Raw genomic sequence first — 19278 nt, forward strand, 5'->3', positions numbered from 1 at the left:
GGAGAGCCGCATGGAACAGCCCCGGAAGGGCCCGCTGGCCGGGGTGCGCGTGCTGGAGCTGGCAGGGCTGGCGCCCGGGCCGTTCGCCGGGATGATGCTCGCCGATCACGGCGCCGAGGTGCTGCGCGTCGACCGCGTCACAGCCGTGACGGACGCTCCGCGCCCCGACGTCATGGATCGCGGCAAGCACACCATCGGCATCGACCTCAAGTCGCCCCCGGGCGTCGAGGCGTTCAAGAAGCTGGCGGCCGGAGCCGACGTGGTGATCGAGGTCTTCCGCCCGGGCGTGGCGGAGCGGCTCGGCATCGGACCTGAGGACCTGCGCGCGGACAACGAGAGGCTGATCTACGGCCGCATGACCGGCTGGGGCCAGGACGGCCCGCTGGCCAAGGCGGCGGGACACGACATCGACTACATCGCGATCGCCGGCGTCCTGTCCATGCTCGGCCGCGCGGGCGGCAGGCCCACTCCCCCGATCAACATCCTCGGCGACTTCGCCGGCGGCGGCCTCATGCTGGCGTACGGCGTGCTGCTCGCCCTGTTCGAGCGGGAGCGCACCGGGAAGGGCCAGGTGATCGACGCCGCGATGGTGGACGGCGCCGCCGTGCTGTTCTCGATGTTCTACCAGGGGGTCCAGAGCGGCTCGTGGGGCGCTCGGGGCACGAACCTGCTGGACACGGGCGCCCCGATGTACGACACGTACGAGACGGCCGACGGGGGGTTCCTCGCGGTGGGGGCGCTGGAGCCGCAGTTCTGGGCCGAGATGCTCACCAGGATGGGCCTCGAGGACCTGCCGAGCCGGGGCGACCAGGCCAACTGGCCGCGGATCCGCGAGCGGCTCGCCGCGGCGTTCCGGTCCAGGACGCGGGCGGAGTGGGAGGAGGTCTTCGAGGGCTCCGACGCCTGCGTCTCCCCCGTGTTGTCGATGGGCGAGGCCGCCCGGCATCCGCACAACCAGGCCCGTGGGACGTTCGTCGAGGTCGACGGCGTGGTGCAGCCGGTTCCCGCGCCCCGGCTGCTGGGGAGCGGCACGGGGGACCTGTCCCCCGCCACCCGTCTGCGCGACCTCGACGCCTGGGGCCTGTCCGAGAAGGAGGCGGAGGCGTACCGCGAGGCGGGCGTCCTGATCTGAATCCCGGGAAACCGATGAGAGCCCGCGGCGCGCACGTGCCGCACGATCGTGAGCGAGGAATGAACGGCCGATGAGCATGGACCTCTTCGAGGCGCTTTACACGACCCGCGCGATGCGGCGTGTGAAGCCCGACCCCATCCCCCAGGAGATCCAGGAGCGGATCCTCGACGCCGCGGTCCGGGCGCCGAGCGGCGGCAACGCGCAGGGCTGGCGATTCATGCTGGTGGACGACCCGTCGGTGAAGGCTCAGCTCGGGCCGCTCTACCGCGACGCGCTCGGCACCCTGTACGACGGGCACTACAAGGCCGCGCGGGAGCGTGCCGAGGCGAGCGGCGACACCAGGACGCTGAGCGTGATGAAGTCGTCCCTCCACCTGGCGGAGCACTTCGAGGGCTACCCGCTGCTCCTGTTCGCCTTCACCCGGAACGACCCGGGCGGCGGCTCGATCTACCCGTCGGTGTGGAGCGCGCAACTCGCCGCCCGCGGTTTCGGCGTGGGCAGCGCGCTGACGACCGTGCTGGGGCTCTTCCACGGTGCCGAGGCGATGCGGATCCTGGGCGTCCCGGAGGGCAAGGGCTGGGAGCTGGCCTGCACGGTCACCTTCGGGTATCCGACGGGCCGCTGGGGCGTGGCGCCGCGCCGGCCCGCCCACGAGGTGAGCTACCGCAACCAGTGGGGCGAGCCGGTCGGCTTCGAGACCCCCGAGCCGCTGTGGCCCGGCGACGAGACGAGTACATGATCACGAACTGCGTGGCCGCAGGTCGGCGGTGACGCGGCCGAACCCGTACATGATCACGAGCGGCGAACCCGCAGGTCAGAGGCGACGCAACCGAACCCGTGCATGATCACGCCGGGAGTTGGGGTGAGGGGGTGGGGCGGGGGTCGCCGTAGGAGGGCAGGACGGCGACGTAGAGATCCGCCCCTCCCCGGTGATGGACCTCGAGGTCGGTGGTGAACGCCCTCGATGGCGTCCCGCCCGACTCGCTGTGCTTCCACACCTGCTGCCACGCCTCGATCAGCGCGCCCGGCATGGGGCCGCGCGCCTCGATCAGCAGGGCGGGGACGCCGGGCACACGGACCGCGACCATCCCCTCGGGCAGCCTGGCCGCGGTGTGCACCGCGATTCCCACGATCTGCGTGTACGCCCCGTAGTGATCGCCCTCGTAGTCGGTCAGCACCGCATAGAGGTTCTCATCGACGCGGCTCGGCACGTGCGCGAAGGCGCCGGGTGCCCCCGCACGCGCCCACAGGCCGGGCAACTGCGCACGGGACGGGTCCGCCTCGGCGGCGTTGGTCGTCCGTACGGCATGGCCGACGATCAGCAGTTCAGGCCGGTCGACGATGACCACGGCTCCCCCTCTCAACCGCGTGAATCCATCCGGCATCCACGCGTCTGGCGCCGTCTCCCGCGGGGAATGCCGGACAGGGAAGGCTCAGGACGTAGGCTGGACAAACGTGCGATTCCTCAATGATGTGACGCCGCCCTACGATCTCACGTACAGCGACGTGTTCATGATCCCATCACGGTCGGCCGTGGGTTCCCGGCTGGCCGTCGATCTTTCGACCAACGACGGCACCGGCACCACCATTCCCATCGTGGTGGCCAACATGACCGCGGTGGCCGGGCGCCGCATGGCCGAGACCATCGCGCGGCGCGGCGGCATCGCGGTCATCCCGCAGGACATCCCGTTCGACGTGGTGGCCGACGTCATCGAGTGGGTCAAGAGCAGGCATCTGATCCACGACACCCCGCTGACGCTGACGCCCCACGACACCGTCGGCGAGGCGCTCAACCTGCTGCCGAAGCGGGCGCACGGCGCCGTCATCGTCGTCGACTGGGAGAACCACCCGGTCGGGGTCGTGACGGAGGCCGACTGCCAGGGCGTCGACATGTACACCCAGCTGGCCCAGGTCATGTCGCCCTCGCCGCAGACGCTGCCCCAGGACACCGACCCGCAGACGGCCTTCGAGGCCCTGCACGAGGGCCGCCACCGCCTGGCGCCCGTCGTGAACGCCGAGGGGCAACTGGTCGGCATCCTCACCCGCACCGGCGCGCTCAGGGCGACCCTCTACGAGCCCGCCGTCGACGCAGGAGGCCGGCTGCGGATCGCCGCGGCGGTCGGCGTCAACGGCGACGTGGCGGCCAAGGCCAAGGAGCTGCTCGACGCGGGCGTCGACGTCCTCGTCGTCGACACCGCGCACGGCCACCAGGAGAAGATGCTCGCCGCCCTCAGGGCCGTGCGGGCCCTGGATCCCGGCGTTCCGATCGCCGCGGGGAACGTCGTGACGGCCGAGGGCGTCCGCGACCTGGTGGAGGCGGGCGCCGACATCCTCAAGGTCGGCGTCGGGCCGGGCGCCATGTGCACCACCCGCATGATGACCGGGGTGGGCCGGCCGCAGTTCTCGGCCGTCCTGGAGTGCGCCGCCGAGGCGCGTCGTCTGGGCCGCCACGTGTGGGCGGACGGCGGCGTACGGCACCCCCGCGACGTCGCGCTGGCGCTCGCCGCCGGCGCGTCCAACGTGATGATCGGCTCCTGGTTCGCCGGGACGTTCGAATCCCCGGGCGACACACGCACCGCCGCCGACGGCCGCAAGTACAAGGAGAACTTCGGCATGGCCTCCGCTCGGGCCGTACGGCTGCGCACCGTGGACGACACGCCCTTCGAGCGGGCCCGCAAGGCCCTGTTCGAAGAGGGCATCTCGACGTCGAGGATGTACCTCGACCCGGTGCGGCCGAGCGTCGAAGACCAGATCGACGAGATCGTCGCCGGCCTGCGCTCCTCGTGCACGTACGCGGGGGCCGCCAACCTGGAGGAGTTCCACGAGCGGGCGGTGGTCGGCGTCCAGAGCGCGTCCGGGTACACAGAAGGCATGCCTCTCCACCAGAGCTGGTAATGACGTGAATATCGAGCCACCGTCGGGTAGGGCCGTGTCGTATCGACCGCACAACCCGACGGAGGCGAAGATGTTCACCTCTCCCGCCAAAGGGCCGGTCGCACAGACTGCCGACATGCGGCCGCTGGCCAGTTACCCCGACTACGCGTCGGCGCAACGGACGGTCGACGCCCTGTCCGACGCCGGCTTCCCGGTGGAGACGACCGCCATCGTCGGCAGCGACCTCCGGCTCGAGGAGAAGGTCACGGGGAGGCTGACTCCCGGCCGGGCGGCCCTGCGCGGCCTCGAGAGCGGAGCCGTGATCGGCCTGATCTTCGGCCTGTTCCTGGGCCTGTTCACCGCCACCACGATCTCGTTCATCGGCATCGTGATCTGGTCGATCATCTGGGCGGCGATCGTCGGCGCCATCTTCGGCTACGTGGCCCACGCTCTGAGCCGCGGACAGCGTGACTTCTCGTCACGCAGTGCGCTCGTCGCCGGCCACTACGACGTGCTCGTGGCGGGCCCCATGCTCGATCAGGCCAGGGCGGCGCTCGCCCACGCCGCCGGCATGCAGGGGCGCGCCGGGCAGGGCGGCCCGGGCACCATGCACATGCCCGGCGGCCCCCAGGGCGGCCCCATGCAGGACCGCGGCATGCAGGGACCGGCCGGCCAGGACCACATGGGCATGCCGGGCCGGCCGTCCATGGAACGGCCCGACACGCACCGCACCGAGACGAGAGGGACCGAGCCCGGACGCACGGACCTCGGGCACGGGCCGGGACCGGACCGGAACCGCCCGCAGTAACCGTCTCGGGCCGAAATGATCTGAACCGCCACGCCGGGTCGCGAGAGCGGATCCGTCGTGCCGCCGACCACGCCCTTCCCACCAGACTCGGGGAGGGCGTCGGTCGTCTGGGTGATCTTCGGTAGAGTCGTTCGGTCGGCCGGAAACATCCGGCGCGCAGAGAACAGGAGACCCACGTGGCACTCGAGAAGCCCGAGATCGACTTCCCGGAGGGCGCGCCTCCGGCGGACCTCGAGATCGTCGACCTCGTCGAGGGGGACGGACCGGAGGCCAAGCCCGGACACACCGTGACCGTGCACTACGTCGGCGTCGCGTTCTCCACGGGCGAGGAGTTCGACGCGTCCTGGAACCGCGGGGCGCCCTTCCAGTTCCCGCTCGGCGGCGGCCGGGTCATCGCCGGCTGGGACCGCGGAGTCGCCGGCATGAAGGTCGGCGGGCGTCGCCGGCTCACGATCCCCGCCCACCTCGGGTACGGCAACCGCGGCGCGGGCAACGCCATCAAGCCCGGTGAGACGCTCATCTTCGTCGTCGACCTGCTCGGCGTCGGCTGATCGTCCCGGTTCGGCCGCGCACGGCGCGCCGAACGGAGAGGGCCGCCCCGGGGGGTGGTGCGGGCGGCCCGGTGACACGATGATGTCCCCGTGACCACGATCACCGAGGTCCACGAGGGCACTCGCCTCCCCCCGTTCGCCCGAGTCCCTGTCGGCGGCGTCGCGCTGGCGACGGCGGCGGTCCTGCTCGCCGTCAGCCCCTGGTACGGCTACCACCGCGACGAGCTCTACTTCCGGCTCCTCGGCGAGCATCCCCAGCCGGGATACTTCGACACCCCGCCGCTCACGCCGATGATCGCCCGGGTGTCCACGGCGGTGTTCGGCGACACGGTCGTCGCGCTGCGGATCGTCCCCGCGTTGTGCACCGGAGCCCTGGTCGTGCTGATCGCCCTCGTCGCGCGTGAGCTCGGCGGAGGCAGGGCCGCGCAGGTCCTGGCCGCCGCCGGGACGGCGACGGCGGTGCTCCCGCTGATCGCCGGGCACACGCTGCTCACCCTCACGCCCGACCTCGTGGTCTGGACGGCCGTGGTGCTCTGCCTCCTGCGCGTCCTGCTGCGCGGGGACGGCCGGTACTGGCTCTGGGTGGGCGTGCTCGCGGGGGTCGCGACCTACAACCGCGACCTGATCGTGCTGCTGCTCGTCTCCGCCGGCGTGGGGATCCTCGCGGCGGGGCCGAGGAAGGTGCTCCTGGACCGGCGGCTGTGGATCGGCGCCGCCCTCGCGCTCGTCATCGCCGCGCCCAACCTCGTCTACCAGGCGACGCACGACTGGCCGCAGTTCCAGATGGCCGACGCGTTGAAGATCGACGAGGGCGCCGACAACCGGGCCGCCTTCGTGCCCCTGCAGATCCTGCTGCTCGGACCGCCGCAGTTCGTCCTCATCGTGGTGGGATGGATCCGGCTGTGGCGCGACCGCGCGACCCGGGCCCTCGCGATCGCCTATCCGGTCGCCTGCGCGCTGACGCTCTACTCGGGCGGCCGGCCCGACTACGTCGGCGTGTTCCTCCTCTATCTGTTCGCGGCGGGCTGTGTGACGGCCGCCGGATGGCGGTGGCGCCCGGTGCTGGTGGCGGCCCTGGCCGTCAACGCGGCCGCGTCCATCGTGGTCGCGCTGCCCGTGATCCCGGCGTCCTCGCTGGCCGGAACCCCGGTGGCCGCGATCAACGAGGTGGCCCGCGAGTCGGTCGGCATGCACGGCCTCGCCGAACAGGTCGCGGCGGTGGTGCGGGGGCTGCCTCCCGCCGACCGGGCCGGGGCGGTGCTGCTCACGAGCAACTACGGCCAGGCCGGCGCCCTCGACCGGTGGGCGGGCGAGCTCGGGCTGCCGAAGGTCTACAGCGGGCACGACGAGCTGTGGTGGTGGGGCCCTCCGCCGGAGGGCACCCGGGTCGTGGTGGCCCTCACCTGGGACACCACCTTCCTGGCCGCGCGCTTCGCCCGGTGCACCCAGGCGGGCGTCGTCCACGGCATGGCGGGCGAGGAAGAGGGGATCCCGATCAGCGTCTGCCACGACCCCGTCCGGCCGTGGAAGCAGATGTGGCCGGAGGCGCGTCACTACAGCTGACGCCCACCGTGGGCAAACGCCGGTGCGTTGAGGCAGGATGACGATGTGTTGCTGATTGACCTCACCCGGACGTCCGCGGCGGTCGCCTCGGACGCCGCCCGTCTGGCCAAGATCGCGCATCTGGCCGAGCTCCTGAGCCGGGTGGGTCCGGACGAAGCCGAGATCGCGGTCGCCTATCTCTCCGGCGAGCTGCCGCAGCGCCAGATCGGCGTCGGCTGGCGCACGCTCCAGGACGTGCCGGAGCCGCGGCAGGTGGCCATCGCCACCCTCGCCGAGGTCGACTCCCTGCTGCAGCGGATCAAGGCGCAGTCGGGGCCGGGCTCCCAGGCGGCGCGCAAGGCGCTGCTGGCCGAGCTGTTCGGCTCGGTGACACGGCAGGAGCAGTCGTTCCTGCAGCGGCTGCTGACCGGAGAGCTGCGGCAGGGTGCGCTCGACGGGGTGATGATCGAGGCGATCGCGAAGGCCTCGGGCGCCCCGTCGGCCGAGGTACGGAGGGCGCTGACGCTGCGCGGATGGCTGCCCGCGGTCGGAGCCGCCGCGTTGCGGGGCGGCGTCGAGGAACTGCGCGCGTTCACGCTGGAGGTCGGGCGTCCCGTCGCCCCGATGCTCGCGCAGAGCGCCCCGACGGTGACCGCCGCGCTGGAGAAGATCGGCGGGCCGGCGGCCGTGGAGTGGAAGCTCGACGGCGTGCGGGTCCAGGCGCATCGCTCGGGTGAGCACGTCGGCGTCTTCACCCGCACCCTCGACGACATCACCGCCCAGGTGCCCGAACTGGTCGAGGCGGTCCTCGCGCTGCCGTCGGACGACCTCGTCCTCGACGGGGAGGTGATCGCGCTGCGGCCCGACGGCCGGCCGGAGCCCTTCCAGGTGACCGGCGGGCGGGTGGCCAGCAAGACCGACGTCGCGGTGCTGCGCCAAGCCGTTCCGCTCAGCGTCTTCTTCTTCGACGCCCTGCGCATCGGGGGCGCCGACCTGCTCGACCTGCCCGACGAGGAACGGCATGCCGCGCTGACGGCCGCCGTCCCCTCGCAGCTCCTGACCCCGCGGCTGGTCACGGCCGACGCAGAGGAGGGCGAGGCGTTCTTCGCCGAGGCCCTGCGGCGCGGCCACGAAGGCGTGGTGGTCAAGTCGCCGGCGACGCCGTACGCCGCGGGCCGCCGGGGCGCCGGGTGGATCAAGGTGAAGCCGCGGCACACCCTCGACCTGGTCGTGCTGGCCGCCGAGTGGGGCAGCGGGCGGCGCCGAGGCCGGCTGTCCAACCTTCATCTGGGCGCGCTCGACCCGGAGACCGGCGGGTTCGTGATGCTCGGCAAGACCTTCAAGGGCCTGACCGACGAACTGCTGGCCTGGCAGACCGAGCAGTTCCTGCGCCTGGCGGAGGGGTCGACGGACGACTGGGTCGTCTCCGTCAAGCCCGAACTCGTGGTGGAGATCGCCTTCGACGGCGTCCAGCGGTCGACCCGCTATCCGGGCGGCATGGCGTTGCGGTTCGCCCGTGTCCTGCGTTACCGGCCCGACAAGCGGGCCGAGGAGGCCGACACGGTGGCGGCGGTGCGCGCGCTCATGCCCTGACCACCGGCCGGCGTCACTTCACCAGCCGGACCGTCAGCGGGTAGCGGAAGTTGCCGTCCGCGAGGGCGGCGACGCCGCCGACGACGGACAGGACGAACCCCAGGATCCAGATGAACGGCAGCAGGACCACGCCGATCACGGTGAACGGCAGCAGCAGCGTCGCGCCCAGCACGGTGAGATGGAAGTTGAGCGCCTCGAGCGCGTGCCGCCTGATGTAGGGCGAGGTGCGGCCGCCCGCGAGCAGCATGATCAGAGGCCCGACGACGAACAGCCCGCAGAAGGTGAGCAGGTGGGCCGCCGCGCCGCCGACGCGTTCCCCGGCGTCCGGCACGGGTTCCCCGGCGGGGAACCGCGGCTCGGGCTCGAACTCCGCGCGGACGCCGTACAGGTCGTTCATGATCGGCAGCAGGTCGGCGTGGGTGCGGGCGGTCATCGCGAAGTGGAGCCGCTCGTCCATCTCGTCCTTGTCGAGCCTGCCTTCGGCGAAGGCCGCCTGGACGTGCTCGACCACCCGCTCACGGTCCTGGTCGGTCACCCTCAGCCCCGGATGGGGCATCGGTGCCCGCCCCTGCCACGGTGGTGTCGCTGCCGCCGGCATCACACCATGCCTTCCCGTCGATGAAGTCACCCCGCCCTGCGCCGGGCCTGATTCCATCTTGCGCGGCGAATCGGCGTCCGGTCCATCGGGGACTTCCCTTACCCGGCCCCGAGAAGTCCCTCTTAACACCAACGTGATAATCGGAACGGTATACAAGGCATATGAGATGGCGCGATCGCTACGGGATCCGGCGGCTGCGAGGCCCCCGGATCGCCAGGTTCGACCGTGAAGCCACGAACGACGACATCGAAGCACTCATCGAGTTCGCGAAGTCTCGGCGCGGTGTGGAGTTCTTCGTCGAACCGGAGACCTTCGCGACCGACACCACCGCGGTCGCCGTGGCCCACGACGGGGAGTGGACGCGCCGCCGCGTCGGGTCACCCGCCGTCATCAGGAAGGTCGCCAGGGACCTGGCCCTTCCTGTCTACGACGTCCAGCTCACCGGTTATCCGGCGCGGATGCGCGCCTACAACGAGCGGCGCCGCCAAGCCGAGAGCGGCGAGCACGCCTGACCGCCTGCCCTCCCCCGCGCCCCCGCCCCCGCCCCCGCACGAACGGCCTCAGCCCGCCCGCGCGGACGGCTCGTCGGACAGCCATGTGACGAGGGGGCCGAGCCAGCAGCCCCTGGGCGGCCCCATCTCGGCCTCCAGCTCCTCCGGCGTGGGCATCCGGTCCAGCAGGGAGGCGGGCGAGAGCATGTGGATCAGCGCGTCCCGGAGAAGGTGGGCCATCGAGTAGCCGCCGTCCGCCTCCAGGGCGCGCTCGACCGCCATGCCCGCCAGCGCGCAGTCGCCCGACCGCCAGGCCGCGGCGGCGAGCAGCGAGGCGGCGGGCGCGGCGTAGCGGGGATCGAGCCGCCGGGTCAGGTCCTTCCACAGGGCCAGGTGGGCGTCGGCGTCGTCGAGCAGGGCCCATGCCTCGTCGCGCACGCGGATGATCGACAGGTCGAACCCGAGGCGCGCCGCGGCCCGATCGTCGAGCCGGCCGCCGGAGGCGTAGACGTCGATCGCGGCATGGACCCTCGTGAGTCCCCCCGCGACGAGTTCCGCCGCGAGCGCGTCGTCCGGCTGCCCCGGCCTGGCCAGCCGCGCCCGCAGCTCCCCCGCCACGCCCCGTGACGCCTCCAGCATCGCGGCCGCGGCGCTCGGCTGGACGGTCCTGCGCAGACTGCCCCGGTCGGGCAGCGCGACGAGCCCGTGCACGACCGCCTCGGCCGCGACCGGGCTGGACACCGGATCGTACGGCAGGCCCTCGTCGGGGCAGCACACGATGGTCGGGCAGGCGTAGGACCAGTAGCGCCCGTCCTCGGCGCGCAGCGCCTCGGTCACCCGGACGCCGACGTTCTCGAGCAGCCGCCCGGCCTCGAGCACCGCGGAGTCCACGACCGGCTCAGGGCCGTATCCGACGAGGACGGCCATGGTGACCCCCTCCCGCACGAACAGCGGCGCGAGAGGGTCGAGGTCGCCGGGCCCGGTGGGCAGGTCCCACCGTGTGCTCAGCTGGAGCGACGCTCCGGTGAAGCCGATCACGACGAGGCTGTCGGCGGGGTGGAACCCGACGAGATAGGGCACGGCGGCGAGGATGTCCGCCGGGCTGGAGAGCACGAGCTTCGGGGTGGTGGTCATGGCCGCGAGCATCGCCGAGACGCGCGCGGCGGCCAGGCGCTTAACGCTGTTCTGTGGAGGAGCCCGGTTGTCCACAGGACCGGGACGGCCGCGTCTCAAGCAGGGAGCCCCACGGCCACCGTCGCGAAGGGACGTCACACCCCACGGGGGAACGCTGGCCGGTATGGAACTGCGGGGAAGGCACGTGGTGGTGACGGGCGGGGGCAGCGGCATCGGCCGGGCGCTCGTGGAGCGTTTCGCCAGGGACGCCGCAGGGGTCGTCGTCGTGGACTGTGACGGCGCGGCGGCCGCGGAGGTGGCCGACGCGGTCGGCGGCCTGGCGGTCACGGCCGACGTGGGCAGCGAGCAGGAGATCCTTCGAGTGATCGCGGAGGCGGAGGGGGCGTACGGGCCCATCGACCTCTTCTGTTCCAACGCGGGGCTGGCCCATCCACTCGGGGGAATCGACGCCGACGACGAGGGCTGGACGAGACAGTGGAACGTCCACGTCATGGCGCATCTGTGGGCGGCCCGCGCGCTCGTCCCCGCCATGCTCCGGCGGGGTGGCGGGTATCTGCTCAGCACGAGTTCGGCGGTCGGCCTGCTGATGGTCCCCGGGGCCCTGCCGTACACCGTGACCAAGCACGCCGCGCTGGCCCTGGCCGAGCAGCTGGCCGTGCTCTACCGGGGAACGGGAGTCCGTTTCTCCTGCCTGTGCCCCGCCCTGGTGGAGACGCCGATGATCGAAGGGGTGGGCGAAGGGGCCGTCGGCCGGTTCCTGCGGCTCGAGGGCCCGCCCATGGAGCCCGCGGAGGTCGCCGACGTCGTCGTCGAGGGCCTGCGGGAGGAGCGCTTCCTGATCTTCACGCATCCCCAGACGGCGGCGGCCGTACGTGGGCGGGCCACCGACCCCGAGGGGTATCTGGACGCGGTGGCGGCGATCTGGGCGGCGGCGAACGCCCCGGAAGGGCCGCCGGCGTGAACACCTGCGGCAACCCGCAGCCGGAACGTCCAGCGTGATCCCGTACGGGACCCGCAACCGGAACGCCCGGCACGATCACATGCGATAGCCGCGCCCGCCACGATCACGTGCGAGCCGCCGCGGGAGCGCCCGCCACGATCAGGAGGCGGCCAGCCGTCCTCTGACCATCATCGCGGCCCCCGCCACGGCCCCCGGCATCGCGACGACGACGACCAGCGGCACCAGGAAGGCCAGGAAGACGGGCACGCCGAAGCCCAGCGACATGGCCAGGTTCGATCGGAGCAGGGCGAAGCGCTCCTTGCGCGCGATGCCCCGCCGCTCCATGGCCAGGGCCGTCAGCTCCACCGTCAGGAAGAACCCGGAGACGATCGCGCCGAGGACCGGAACGACCGTCTGCCCGATCACCGGCACGAAACCCAGCACGAACAGGGGGACGGTGAACATCAGGACGTAGACCAGCGTGATGAGGCTGTCGCGGATCGACCGGAAGAAGGTCCGCCAGAAGGGCAGGTCGACTCCGCCGGGGAGGCCGCCGAGGTCCTCCTCCACCTTCTCGGACAACTTCTCGTAGAAGGGCTCTCCGATCGCCAGCGCGACCGCCGTGAACGTCACCACCGCGAGCGCGAGTCCGCCCACGAAGATCATGATGCCGACGAGCACGCGGAAGAGGTCGCGCCAGCTCCAGTCGTCGGCGAACGGGGTGACCCACTCCGCGACGTCGGTCGCGTGGGTGCCCAGCCACGTCAGCGCGAGAACGTAGAGCACCAGCGCGATCAGCGCCGGGATCAGCCCGAACAGCCACCACCGTGGATGCCTGGCGACCCAGCCGACTCCCTTGAACGCGAAGCCGATGCCGTCGGCGAAACCGCCGACCCGCCGTCCGATGCCGCTCATGCCCGGCAGGCTAGCGCCACAGGGTCGCGACAGACACGCCCAATTCACCGAAAAGGCGGCGCAGCAACGGAAGTGAGATGCCGAGGACGTTCCCGTGATCGCCGTCGATCCCCTCGATGAACCAGCCGCCCAGCCCGTCGAGGGTGAACGCGCCGGCGACCCGCAGGGGCTCTCCGCTCGCCACGTACGCGATGATCTCCTCGTCCGTGGGGGTCCCGAACCGGACGACCGTCGCGCAGACCTCGGAGACCGTGCGGCCGGCCGCGACGTCGACGACGCAGTGGCCGGTCAGGAGCCGCCCCTGCCTGCCCCGCATCGACCGCCATCTCTCGATCGCCTCCTCGGGCGATCCCGGCTTGCCGTACGCGACCCCGTCGAGCTCGAGCACCGAGTCGCAGCCGATGACGATCCCGGACGTCAGGGAACCCGCCACCACGGCCGCCTTGGCCTCGGCGAGAGCACGGCAGAGCCGCTCCGGCGATTCGGCCGTGATCGCCTCCTCGTCGACCCCGCTGACGATCACTTTCGGGTCGAGGCCGGCCCCGCGCAGCACGCCGAGACGGGCCGGGGATGCGGAGGCCAGAACGAGCTCAGTCACACCACCAGAGCCTAGCGGCCCCTACTATGAGTCGATCAATGATCGTATTTGTCCGGAGGAGCTGTCTTTTGTCGAGGGCGACAGTCAGGGAACGGCTGAGGTACTGGTTCGACAACACCATGGCGAAGGGCACGGGCGCCCTCATCGGCTGGCTGGCCCTCGTCTCGGTCGGCCTGATCCTCGCCGTGAGCGCGCTGGCCCTGTGGCTGACGCCGAGCGAGGTGGACGCCCACGAGGGCTGGGCCGGCGTGTTGTGGATGACGCTGATGCGCGCCCTGAGCCCCGGGAAGATCGCCAGTGACACCGGAACCGCGCCGTTCCTCGGCCTGATGCTGACCGCGTCGCTCGGCGGCATCTTCATCGTCAGCACCCTCGTCGGCGTCCTCTCCACCGGACTCAAGGGCAAGATCGAGGAGTTGCGCAAGGGCCGATCGAGGATCATCGAGAGCGGCCACACCGTGATCCTCGGCTGGTCCGAGCAGGTCTTCACGATCGTCTCCGAGCTCGTGAAGGCGCACGCCAGCCAGCGGGGGTCGGTCATCGCGATCCTCGCGGACGTGGACAAGCCCGCGATGGAGGACGCCATCCGCTCGCGGGTCGGCGACACCGGCAGGACCCGCCTGGTCTGCCGCACCGGACGGCCGACCGAGCCGACCGACCTGGACCTGATGAACCTGGACGCGGCACGCTCCGTCGTGGTCCTGTCCCCGCAGGGCGAGGAGCCGGACGCGCACGTCATCAAGACGCTGCTCGCGCTGGCCAAGCGGGCAGGCGACCACCCGCCGGTGGTGGCCGCCATCGCCACCTCCCGCAACATGGCGGCCGCCCGCCTCGCCGGCGGCCCGGGGGTCCACCTCGTCGACTCCGACGACACCATCTCCCGGCTGATCGTGCAGTCGTCCCGGCAGTCCGGCATGTCGGTCGTGTGCATGGACCTGCTGAACTTCGACGGCGGGGAGATCTACCTCCGTTCCGATCCGGCGCTGGCGGGCATGCCGTACGGCCGGACGCTGGGGGCCTACGCGTCCGCGTCCGTCATCGGCCTGCGCACCTCCGAGGGCGTCATGCTCAACCCGCCGATGGACACCGTGCTGGGCACCTCCGACCAGATCATCGTGATCGCCCAGGACGACTCCCTCATCCGGCTGGCGAGCGACGCCGGCGTGGTCGACGAGGATCACGTCCGCGACCACGAGCACACGCGGCCCGGACCCGGGCGGACGCTCCTGCTCGGCTGGAACGGCCGGGCGGCCCAGATCGTGCGTTATCTCGACGGCTACGTCCCCGCCGGGTCGGTCCTCGACGTCGCGAGCGACCATCCGTCGGCCGGTGACGGACTGGTGGGCCTGCACAACCTCACGGTCAGCGTCAAGGAGTGCGACACCACCGACAGGTACGCCCTGGAGTCGCTGGGAGTCGGCCTCTACCAGCACGTGATCGTGTTGTCGGACGACCGGTACCGGCCGAACCACGCGGACACCCGCACGCTGATGACCCTGCTGCAGCTTCGCGACATGCAGGCGACCCTGGGCGAGCGGTACTCGATCGTGAGCGAGATGCACGACGAGAACAACCGGGCGCTGGCGGAGGTGACCGAGGCCGACGACATCGTGATCAGCGACACGGTCATCGGCCTGCTGCTCGCGCAACTCGCCGAGAGCCCGCACCTGAGCGAGGTGTTCGGCTACCTCTTCGACTCCCGGGGATCGGAGATCTATCCGCGCCCGGCCGGCGTCTACGTCACCGAGGGCGCGCAGGTCGCCTTCCCCACCGTGATCGAGGCGGCCCGCAGGAGGGGCGAGACCGCGATCGGCTACCGCCTGGCCGCGGGAGCGGGTGAGGCGCCCCACTTCGGGGTCGTCCTCAACCCGGACAGGTCACGGACCGTGACGTTCGGGCCCGGCGACTCGGTGATCGTGCTCGCGGAACGCTGAGAGCACCGCGGAACGCTGAGCACCGTGGAACACGGTAACCACCGCGGAACACTGAAACCCCTCGCAGGAGGCTGACCTCTCGGGGAACGCCGAGCCCTCGCGGGACGCCGAGACCGGGGTCAGGAGACCTTGATCCCGGTCACCACGCTGTTGATGTCGCGCCAGGCCTTCTTCTGCGTGTCCGGGATCACGGCGTACACCAGGGCGGGCTTCTTGTTCGGTACGTCCAGCACGACGACCGCGGCCGACGAGGTTCGCTTCTTGCCCTTGACCTTGTAGTGCGCGTTGAAGCCGAGCACGAGGGCGTCCCGCTTGCCGATCGTGACCTCGTCCATCGCCGTCCAGGACAGCGTGGTGCCCTTCGGCTGGTACTTCAGCGTCCACCGGGCGGCCAGCAGGGCGGTGTCGCGCAGTTCGTCCTGCTCCGGGACGGGCAGCGGGAGGGAGATCACCATGCCGTGGACCGGGGACCCCTTGACGATGGGGAGATCCTGCCGCGTGCCGAACGCCTTGGTCTTCACGGGCCGCCAGACCTTGGTGAAGCGCGGGATCGAGACGCCCGCCCGGCGGTCCTTGAGCACCCCGCGCCTGGGCGCCGGCTTGCCGGGCAGCCTGCCCAGCTTCTTCTCGCTGTCGGGCAGCGGCTGCAGTCGCGAGTCGGCGAGCGCCGCCGCCAGCGCCGCAGAGACCGTCGGCGTGGGAGTGGGCGTCGGGGTCGGCGTCGGAGTCGGGCTGGCCGTGGCCATCAGCGGCGAGGGCACGGGTGGAGCGGCCGCGCGGGGAGCCTCCGATCCGGTCCTCCCGAGGATCACGACGGTCGCGACGGTGCCGACCCCCACGACCGCGGCGGTTCCGGCGATGATGCGGTAGATCACTCGCATCGGAAGGTCGCCGAGACCCCTGCGGACGTTCACCGGGGCCGGCGGAGCCAGCGGAACCGTGATCTTCGGAAGGGGGGTCGTCTCCGCCTCGGCCGCTACGTAAGTGGGAACAGCTTTCGTCCCATAGTCCCCAGGTGCCACGGATCGGAGCGTACGGCATATCCCGGTCGTTCGTGTTCGATCCCGATCACACTTCGAAAACGCCCAGCCGCAGCCAGGGCGCCTCGGCGACGACCGTCGCGGAGCCCGGTTCGATCTCCGTGAAACCGGCGTCCCTGACCACCGGCAGACCACTGCCGACCAGCGCGGACCACCTGTCCGGACTCGCGGTCCGCACGGCCGTGGCGAAGCCCCGGTCCCGCCACGCGGCCCGCGCGGACTCGTCGGACCCCCACCAGGCGAGCTGTGCGCCGTGCCCCGCCTGGGCCATCGCCTTCCCTGCGGTCATGTCGAGGTGGGGGTTGACCCAGAGCACCGCCTCGTCGGTCACGGACGGCGGCGCGGCGGAGTCGGCGAGGTCGGTGCCGGAGACCTGCAGCCGCGACAGATCCTTGGGCCAGTCGTCCAGCGGCACCGGCGGATGGACGCGGACCTCCGCCGTCCGCACCGTCACGGTGATGCCGGGCAGCGCCAGGACGCGCCGCCACTCCGCACCCCGCGCCCGCCTGACCACCTTCCTGATCCGGTGGTCCTCCCATTCGGTGATGGCCTCGTCCCAGGCCTGCCTCTGGTCCTGGAGGGGGTCGAGCAGGCTGAGCACGGCCGTGGCCGCGGCCTCGAGCGCGTCGGTGCGCTCGGGCGGAGCGGCCCGCTCGATCCTGACCACGAGGGGAAGTACACGTTCGGTCACCCGACCAGGATCGCAGCCTTCCGGTTCTGCTCCGCCCCGGAGACGACGCGGAACGACATGAGCGCGGCGAACATGCACAACACGCCCGCGCCGTACCAGGCGAGGTCGTAGTTCCCGAGGTGGTCCCGGGTGATGCCCGCCACGCTCGCCGCGATCGCCGCGCCGAGCTGGTGCGACGCGAACACCCAGCCGAAGACCACCGATCCCTCCGCGCCGAAGATCTTCCGGCACAGCGCCACGGTCGGCGGCACGGTCGCCACCCAGTCGAGGCCGTAGAAGATGATGAAGACGAGCATGCTCGGCTGGGTCGTCGCGGCGAACAGCTGGGGCAGGATCAGCAGGGACAGTCCGCGCAGCGCGTAGTAGACGGTGAGGAGGATGCGCGAGTCCACCCGGTCGCTCAGCCAGCCGGACAGGACGGTTCCCGCGATGTCGAAGACGCCGATGACGGCGAGCAGCGAGGCGGCGGCCGTCTCACCCATGCCGTGGTCGTGCGCCGCCGGGATGAAGTGGGTGCCCACCAGCCCGTTCGTGCTCGCCCCGCAGATCGCGAACCCGCCGACCAGATACCAGAACCGCCTGTGCCGCGCCGCCTGGCCGAGCACGCGGATCGCCCGGGCGGCCGCTCCCCCGCCGGAGGCCCGTACGGCCGGCTCGGTGGCGCCCAGCGCGGTCAGGCCGATCTCCTCCGGGGTGTCGCGGAGCAGGAACCACACGAGCGGGACGACGGCGAGGGCGGCGGCCGCCACGGTCAGCGACGCGGTCCGCCAGCCCTGCATCTCCGCCAGGTGCGCGAGCACCGGAAGGAAGACGAGTTGGCCGGTCGCGCCACCGGCCGTCAGCACCCCGGTGACGAGTCCGCGGTGCCGGACGAACCACCGGTCGGTGAGCGTCGCGGCGAAGACGAGCGCCATCGAACCCGTTCCCGCCCCGACCAGCACTCCCCACAGGGCGACGAGCTGCCAGCTCGCGGTCATGAAGACGGTGAGGCCGCTGCCCGCCGTGACGAGCAGCAGTGCGAGGGTCACCACCCGGCGCATGCCGAAGCGGTCCATCAGGGCCGCCGCGAAGGGCGCGAAGAGGCCGTAGAACATCAGGTTGACCGAGACCGCGAGCGAGATCGTGCCCCTCGTCCAGCCGAACTCGTCCTGAAGCGGGGTGATCAGCACCCCGGGGGTAGCCCGGAATCCCGCGGCTCCGATGATGGCGACGAAGGCGACCGCGGCCACCAGCCACGCGCGATGCAACGATCTCATGAGCCCACATCCTGGACGGAGCGGCGGGCACCGGCCAGTGGCCGGAAGGCCAATATGTGAAAGAATCCGGCCATGCATCGCATCGCCATGGTGGTCCTGGAGGATTTCGCGACGCTCGACGTCGGCATCCCCGGCCAGGTGTTCTGGGCCGCCCTCGACCCCGACCGGCTCTACGAGATCGTCACCTGCACACCGGGCGGCCTGCCCGTACGGACCTCGGCGGCCGGGTACAGCCTGACGCCCGATCACGATCTCAGCGTGCTGAAGACCGCGGACACGGTGCTGGTCCCGGGCATCCACGGAGGCTCCGCCCTGACCGACGGCACGATCGACCCGTCCCTGCGGACGGCGTTGCGAGAGGCCGCTCAGCACAGCCGGCTCATCTCCATCTGCACCGGCGCGTTCGTGCTCGCCGCCGCCGGACTGCTCGACGGCCGCCCTGCGACGACGCACTGGCGCAACGCCGAGCGGTTCCGCGAGTTGTTCCCCCGCGTACGACTCAGGCCCGACGTGCTGTTCGTCGACGACGGGGACGTCCTGACCTCGGCGGGCGTCTCCGCCGGGATCGACCTGTGCCTGCACGTGATCCGGCGCGACCACGGCAGCAAGGTCGCCAACCGGACGGCCAAGCGCTGCGTGACGGCGCCGTTCAGGGAAGGGGGCCAGGCCCAGTACATCGAGCGCCCGCTGCCCGACCCCCTGGACACGAGCACGGCGTCCACCCGCGCCTGGATGCTGGAGAACCTGCAGGACCCGCTCGACCTGAACGCCCTGGCGGCGCACGCCCGGATGAGCGTCCGGACGTTCACCCGGCGGTTCCGGGAGGAGACGGGCCTGAGCCCGGCCAGGTGGCTGTCCCGGCTGCGGGTCGAGCACGCCCGCCACCTGCTGGAGACGACCGACCTCTCCGTGGACGTGATCGCCCGGCAGGCCGGATTCGGCACGGCCGTCTCGTTGCGGCAGCACCTCCACACGGCCGTGGGCGTGTCGCCCCTGGCCTACCGCCAGGCGTTCCGCACGCCGCCCGCCGGCGCCGCCGGAGCGATCGGCACGGCGACGGCGGTGGGCAGGGCCACGGCGATCGGGGCGGCCGGCGCCGCGGCCCTCACGCAACCGGCGTGATCATGCGGCCGGGGCGCTCGGGTGACCCCTCCGGCCCCGATCTCCGCCCCGCATCGGGA

19 protein-coding genes are annotated in these 19278 nt (G+C 71.8%); 11 read left to right on the plus strand and 8 right to left on the minus strand.

Features of this window, described 5'->3' with window-relative positions:
• Window positions 1-10: 10 nt before the first annotated feature.
• Window positions 11-1132 carry a CaiB/BaiF CoA transferase family protein gene (locus Pph01_RS21910; RefSeq protein ID WP_204074998.1) on the plus strand — a complete coding sequence of 374 codons (1122 nt, stop codon included), beginning with the start codon at window positions 11-13 and terminating at the stop codon, window positions 1130-1132.
• A 70-nt stretch (window positions 1133-1202) separates the two neighbouring features.
• Window positions 1203-1871: a nitroreductase family protein gene (locus tag Pph01_RS21915; protein WP_204074999.1), complete on the plus strand. Its 669-nt coding sequence runs from the start codon at window positions 1203-1205 to the stop codon at window positions 1869-1871.
• A gap of 106 nt (window positions 1872-1977) precedes the next feature.
• On the opposite strand, the gene Pph01_RS21920 is transcribed toward Pph01_RS21915, so the two are convergent.
• Window positions 1978-2481, minus strand: a complete 504-nt coding sequence (locus Pph01_RS21920; protein ID WP_204075000.1) for a GyrI-like domain-containing protein — start codon at window positions 2479-2481, stop codon at window positions 1978-1980.
• Window positions 2482-2587: 106 nt separating this feature from the next.
• Between Pph01_RS21920 and Pph01_RS21925 the strand changes: the two genes are divergently transcribed.
• The 5 genes from Pph01_RS21925 to Pph01_RS21945 all read left to right on the plus strand — a co-directional run bounded on the left by Pph01_RS21925 (window position 2588) and on the right by Pph01_RS21945 (window position 8500).
• Window positions 2588-4027 carry a GuaB1 family IMP dehydrogenase-related protein gene (locus Pph01_RS21925; protein WP_204075001.1) on the plus strand — a complete coding sequence of 480 codons (1440 nt, stop codon included), beginning with the start codon at window positions 2588-2590 and terminating at the stop codon, window positions 4025-4027.
• 70 nt (window positions 4028-4097) lie between these two features.
• Window positions 4098-4814, plus strand: coding sequence for a YflT domain-containing protein (locus Pph01_RS21930; protein ID WP_204075002.1), 717 nt, complete (start codon window positions 4098-4100; stop codon window positions 4812-4814).
• A gap of 176 nt (window positions 4815-4990) precedes the next feature.
• Window positions 4991-5365, plus strand: coding sequence for an FKBP-type peptidyl-prolyl cis-trans isomerase (locus tag Pph01_RS21935; RefSeq protein ID WP_204075003.1), 375 nt, complete (start codon window positions 4991-4993; stop codon window positions 5363-5365).
• Window positions 5366-5455: 90 nt separating this feature from the next.
• Entirely contained in the window at window positions 5456-6928 is a 1473-nt protein-coding gene (locus Pph01_RS21940) for a glycosyltransferase family 39 protein (protein WP_204075004.1), read from the plus strand.
• Window positions 6929-6973: 45 nt separating this feature from the next.
• Entirely contained in the window at window positions 6974-8500 is a 1527-nt protein-coding gene (locus Pph01_RS21945) for an ATP-dependent DNA ligase (protein WP_204075005.1), read from the plus strand.
• Between the two features lie 13 nt (window positions 8501-8513).
• Here the strand turns inward: Pph01_RS21945 and Pph01_RS21950 are convergent, their stop codons facing one another.
• On the minus strand, window positions 8514-9035 hold the full coding sequence (locus Pph01_RS21950) for a DUF1707 and DUF4870 domain-containing protein (RefSeq protein WP_239116908.1): 522 nt from the start codon (window positions 9033-9035) through the stop codon (window positions 8514-8516).
• Between the two features lie 224 nt (window positions 9036-9259).
• Here Pph01_RS21950 and Pph01_RS21955 point away from each other — a divergent pair, with 224 nt between their 5' ends.
• On the plus strand, window positions 9260-9610 hold the full coding sequence (locus tag Pph01_RS21955) for a hypothetical protein (protein WP_204075007.1): 351 nt from the start codon (window positions 9260-9262) through the stop codon (window positions 9608-9610).
• A 48-nt stretch (window positions 9611-9658) separates the two neighbouring features.
• On the opposite strand, the gene Pph01_RS21960 is transcribed toward Pph01_RS21955, so the two are convergent.
• Window positions 9659-10723, minus strand: coding sequence for a DUF4192 domain-containing protein (locus Pph01_RS21960; protein ID WP_239116909.1), 1065 nt, complete (start codon window positions 10721-10723; stop codon window positions 9659-9661).
• A 163-nt stretch (window positions 10724-10886) separates the two neighbouring features.
• Between Pph01_RS21960 and Pph01_RS21965 the strand changes: the two genes are divergently transcribed.
• Complete coding sequence (locus Pph01_RS21965; protein WP_204075009.1) at window positions 10887-11684, plus strand: SDR family oxidoreductase; 798 nt, start codon at window positions 10887-10889, stop codon at window positions 11682-11684.
• Window positions 11685-11822: 138 nt separating this feature from the next.
• Here Pph01_RS21965 and Pph01_RS21970 read toward each other — a convergent pair whose 3' ends face one another.
• Both Pph01_RS21970 and Pph01_RS21975 read right to left on the minus strand, forming a co-directional pair.
• The gene (locus tag Pph01_RS21970; protein WP_204075010.1) at window positions 11823-12578 is read right to left on the minus strand and encodes an EI24 domain-containing protein; all 756 of its coding nucleotides are present in this window, start codon (window positions 12576-12578) and stop codon (window positions 11823-11825) included.
• 10 nt (window positions 12579-12588) lie between these two features.
• Window positions 12589-13176, minus strand: coding sequence for a Maf family protein (locus Pph01_RS21975; protein WP_204075011.1), 588 nt, complete (start codon window positions 13174-13176; stop codon window positions 12589-12591).
• Between the two features lie 68 nt (window positions 13177-13244).
• Between Pph01_RS21975 and Pph01_RS21980 the strand changes: the two genes are divergently transcribed.
• A complete protein-coding gene (locus tag Pph01_RS21980) occupies window positions 13245-15110 on the plus strand; it encodes a CASTOR/POLLUX-related putative ion channel (RefSeq protein WP_204075012.1) in 1866 nt (621 codons plus the stop codon).
• Between the two features lie 119 nt (window positions 15111-15229).
• On the opposite strand, the gene Pph01_RS43400 is transcribed toward Pph01_RS21980, so the two are convergent.
• The 3 genes from Pph01_RS43400 to Pph01_RS21995 are packed head-to-tail and all read right to left on the minus strand — an operon-like array spanning window position 15230 to window position 18097.
• On the minus strand, window positions 15230-16132 hold the full coding sequence (locus Pph01_RS43400) for a hypothetical protein (protein WP_275412857.1): 903 nt from the start codon (window positions 16130-16132) through the stop codon (window positions 15230-15232).
• A 46-nt stretch (window positions 16133-16178) separates the two neighbouring features.
• Window positions 16179-16841 carry a peptidyl-tRNA hydrolase gene (locus Pph01_RS21990; protein ID WP_204075013.1) on the minus strand — a complete coding sequence of 221 codons (663 nt, stop codon included), beginning with the start codon at window positions 16839-16841 and terminating at the stop codon, window positions 16179-16181.
• Window positions 16838-18097, minus strand: coding sequence for an MFS transporter (locus Pph01_RS21995; protein WP_204075014.1), 1260 nt, complete (start codon window positions 18095-18097; stop codon window positions 16838-16840). The genes Pph01_RS21990 and Pph01_RS21995 overlap by 4 nt, the downstream gene beginning before the upstream one ends.
• Before the next feature lie 72 nt (window positions 18098-18169).
• On the opposite strand from Pph01_RS21995, the gene Pph01_RS22000 reads away from it, so the two are divergent.
• A complete protein-coding gene (locus tag Pph01_RS22000) occupies window positions 18170-19219 on the plus strand; it encodes a GlxA family transcriptional regulator (protein WP_204075015.1) in 1050 nt (349 codons plus the stop codon).
• Window positions 19220-19278 lie beyond the last annotated feature (59 nt).

Origin of the sequence: Planotetraspora phitsanulokensis, assembly GCF_016863295.1 — a bacterium.
GTDB classification, from domain to species: Bacteria; Actinomycetota; Actinomycetes; order Streptosporangiales; family Streptosporangiaceae; genus Planotetraspora; species Planotetraspora phitsanulokensis.

What these genes read in the sequence shown, in the direction of transcription:
- Pph01_RS21910 (WP_204074998.1), top strand. Translation starts at nt 11, where the DNA reads ATGGAACAGCCCCGGAAGGGCCCGCTGGCCGGGGTGCGCGTGCTGGAG.
- Pph01_RS21915 (WP_204074999.1), top strand. Translation starts at nt 1,203, where the DNA reads ATGAGCATGGACCTCTTCGAGGCGCTTTACACGACCCGCGCGATGCGG.
- Pph01_RS21930 (WP_204075002.1), top strand. Translation starts at nt 4,098, where the DNA reads ATGTTCACCTCTCCCGCCAAAGGGCCGGTCGCACAGACTGCCGACATG.
- Pph01_RS21955 (WP_204075007.1), top strand. Translation starts at nt 9,260, where the DNA reads ATGAGATGGCGCGATCGCTACGGGATCCGGCGGCTGCGAGGCCCCCGG.
- Pph01_RS21960 (WP_239116909.1), bottom strand. Translation starts at nt 10,723, where the DNA reads ATGACCACCACCCCGAAGCTCGTGCTCTCCAGCCCGGCGGACATCCTC.
- Pph01_RS21965 (WP_204075009.1), top strand. Translation starts at nt 10,887, where the DNA reads ATGGAACTGCGGGGAAGGCACGTGGTGGTGACGGGCGGGGGCAGCGGC.
- Pph01_RS21970 (WP_204075010.1), bottom strand. Translation starts at nt 12,578, where the DNA reads ATGAGCGGCATCGGACGGCGGGTCGGCGGTTTCGCCGACGGCATCGGC.
- Pph01_RS21995 (WP_204075014.1), bottom strand. Translation starts at nt 18,097, where the DNA reads ATGAGATCGTTGCATCGCGCGTGGCTGGTGGCCGCGGTCGCCTTCGTC.
- Pph01_RS22000 (WP_204075015.1), top strand. Translation starts at nt 18,170, where the DNA reads ATGCATCGCATCGCCATGGTGGTCCTGGAGGATTTCGCGACGCTCGAC.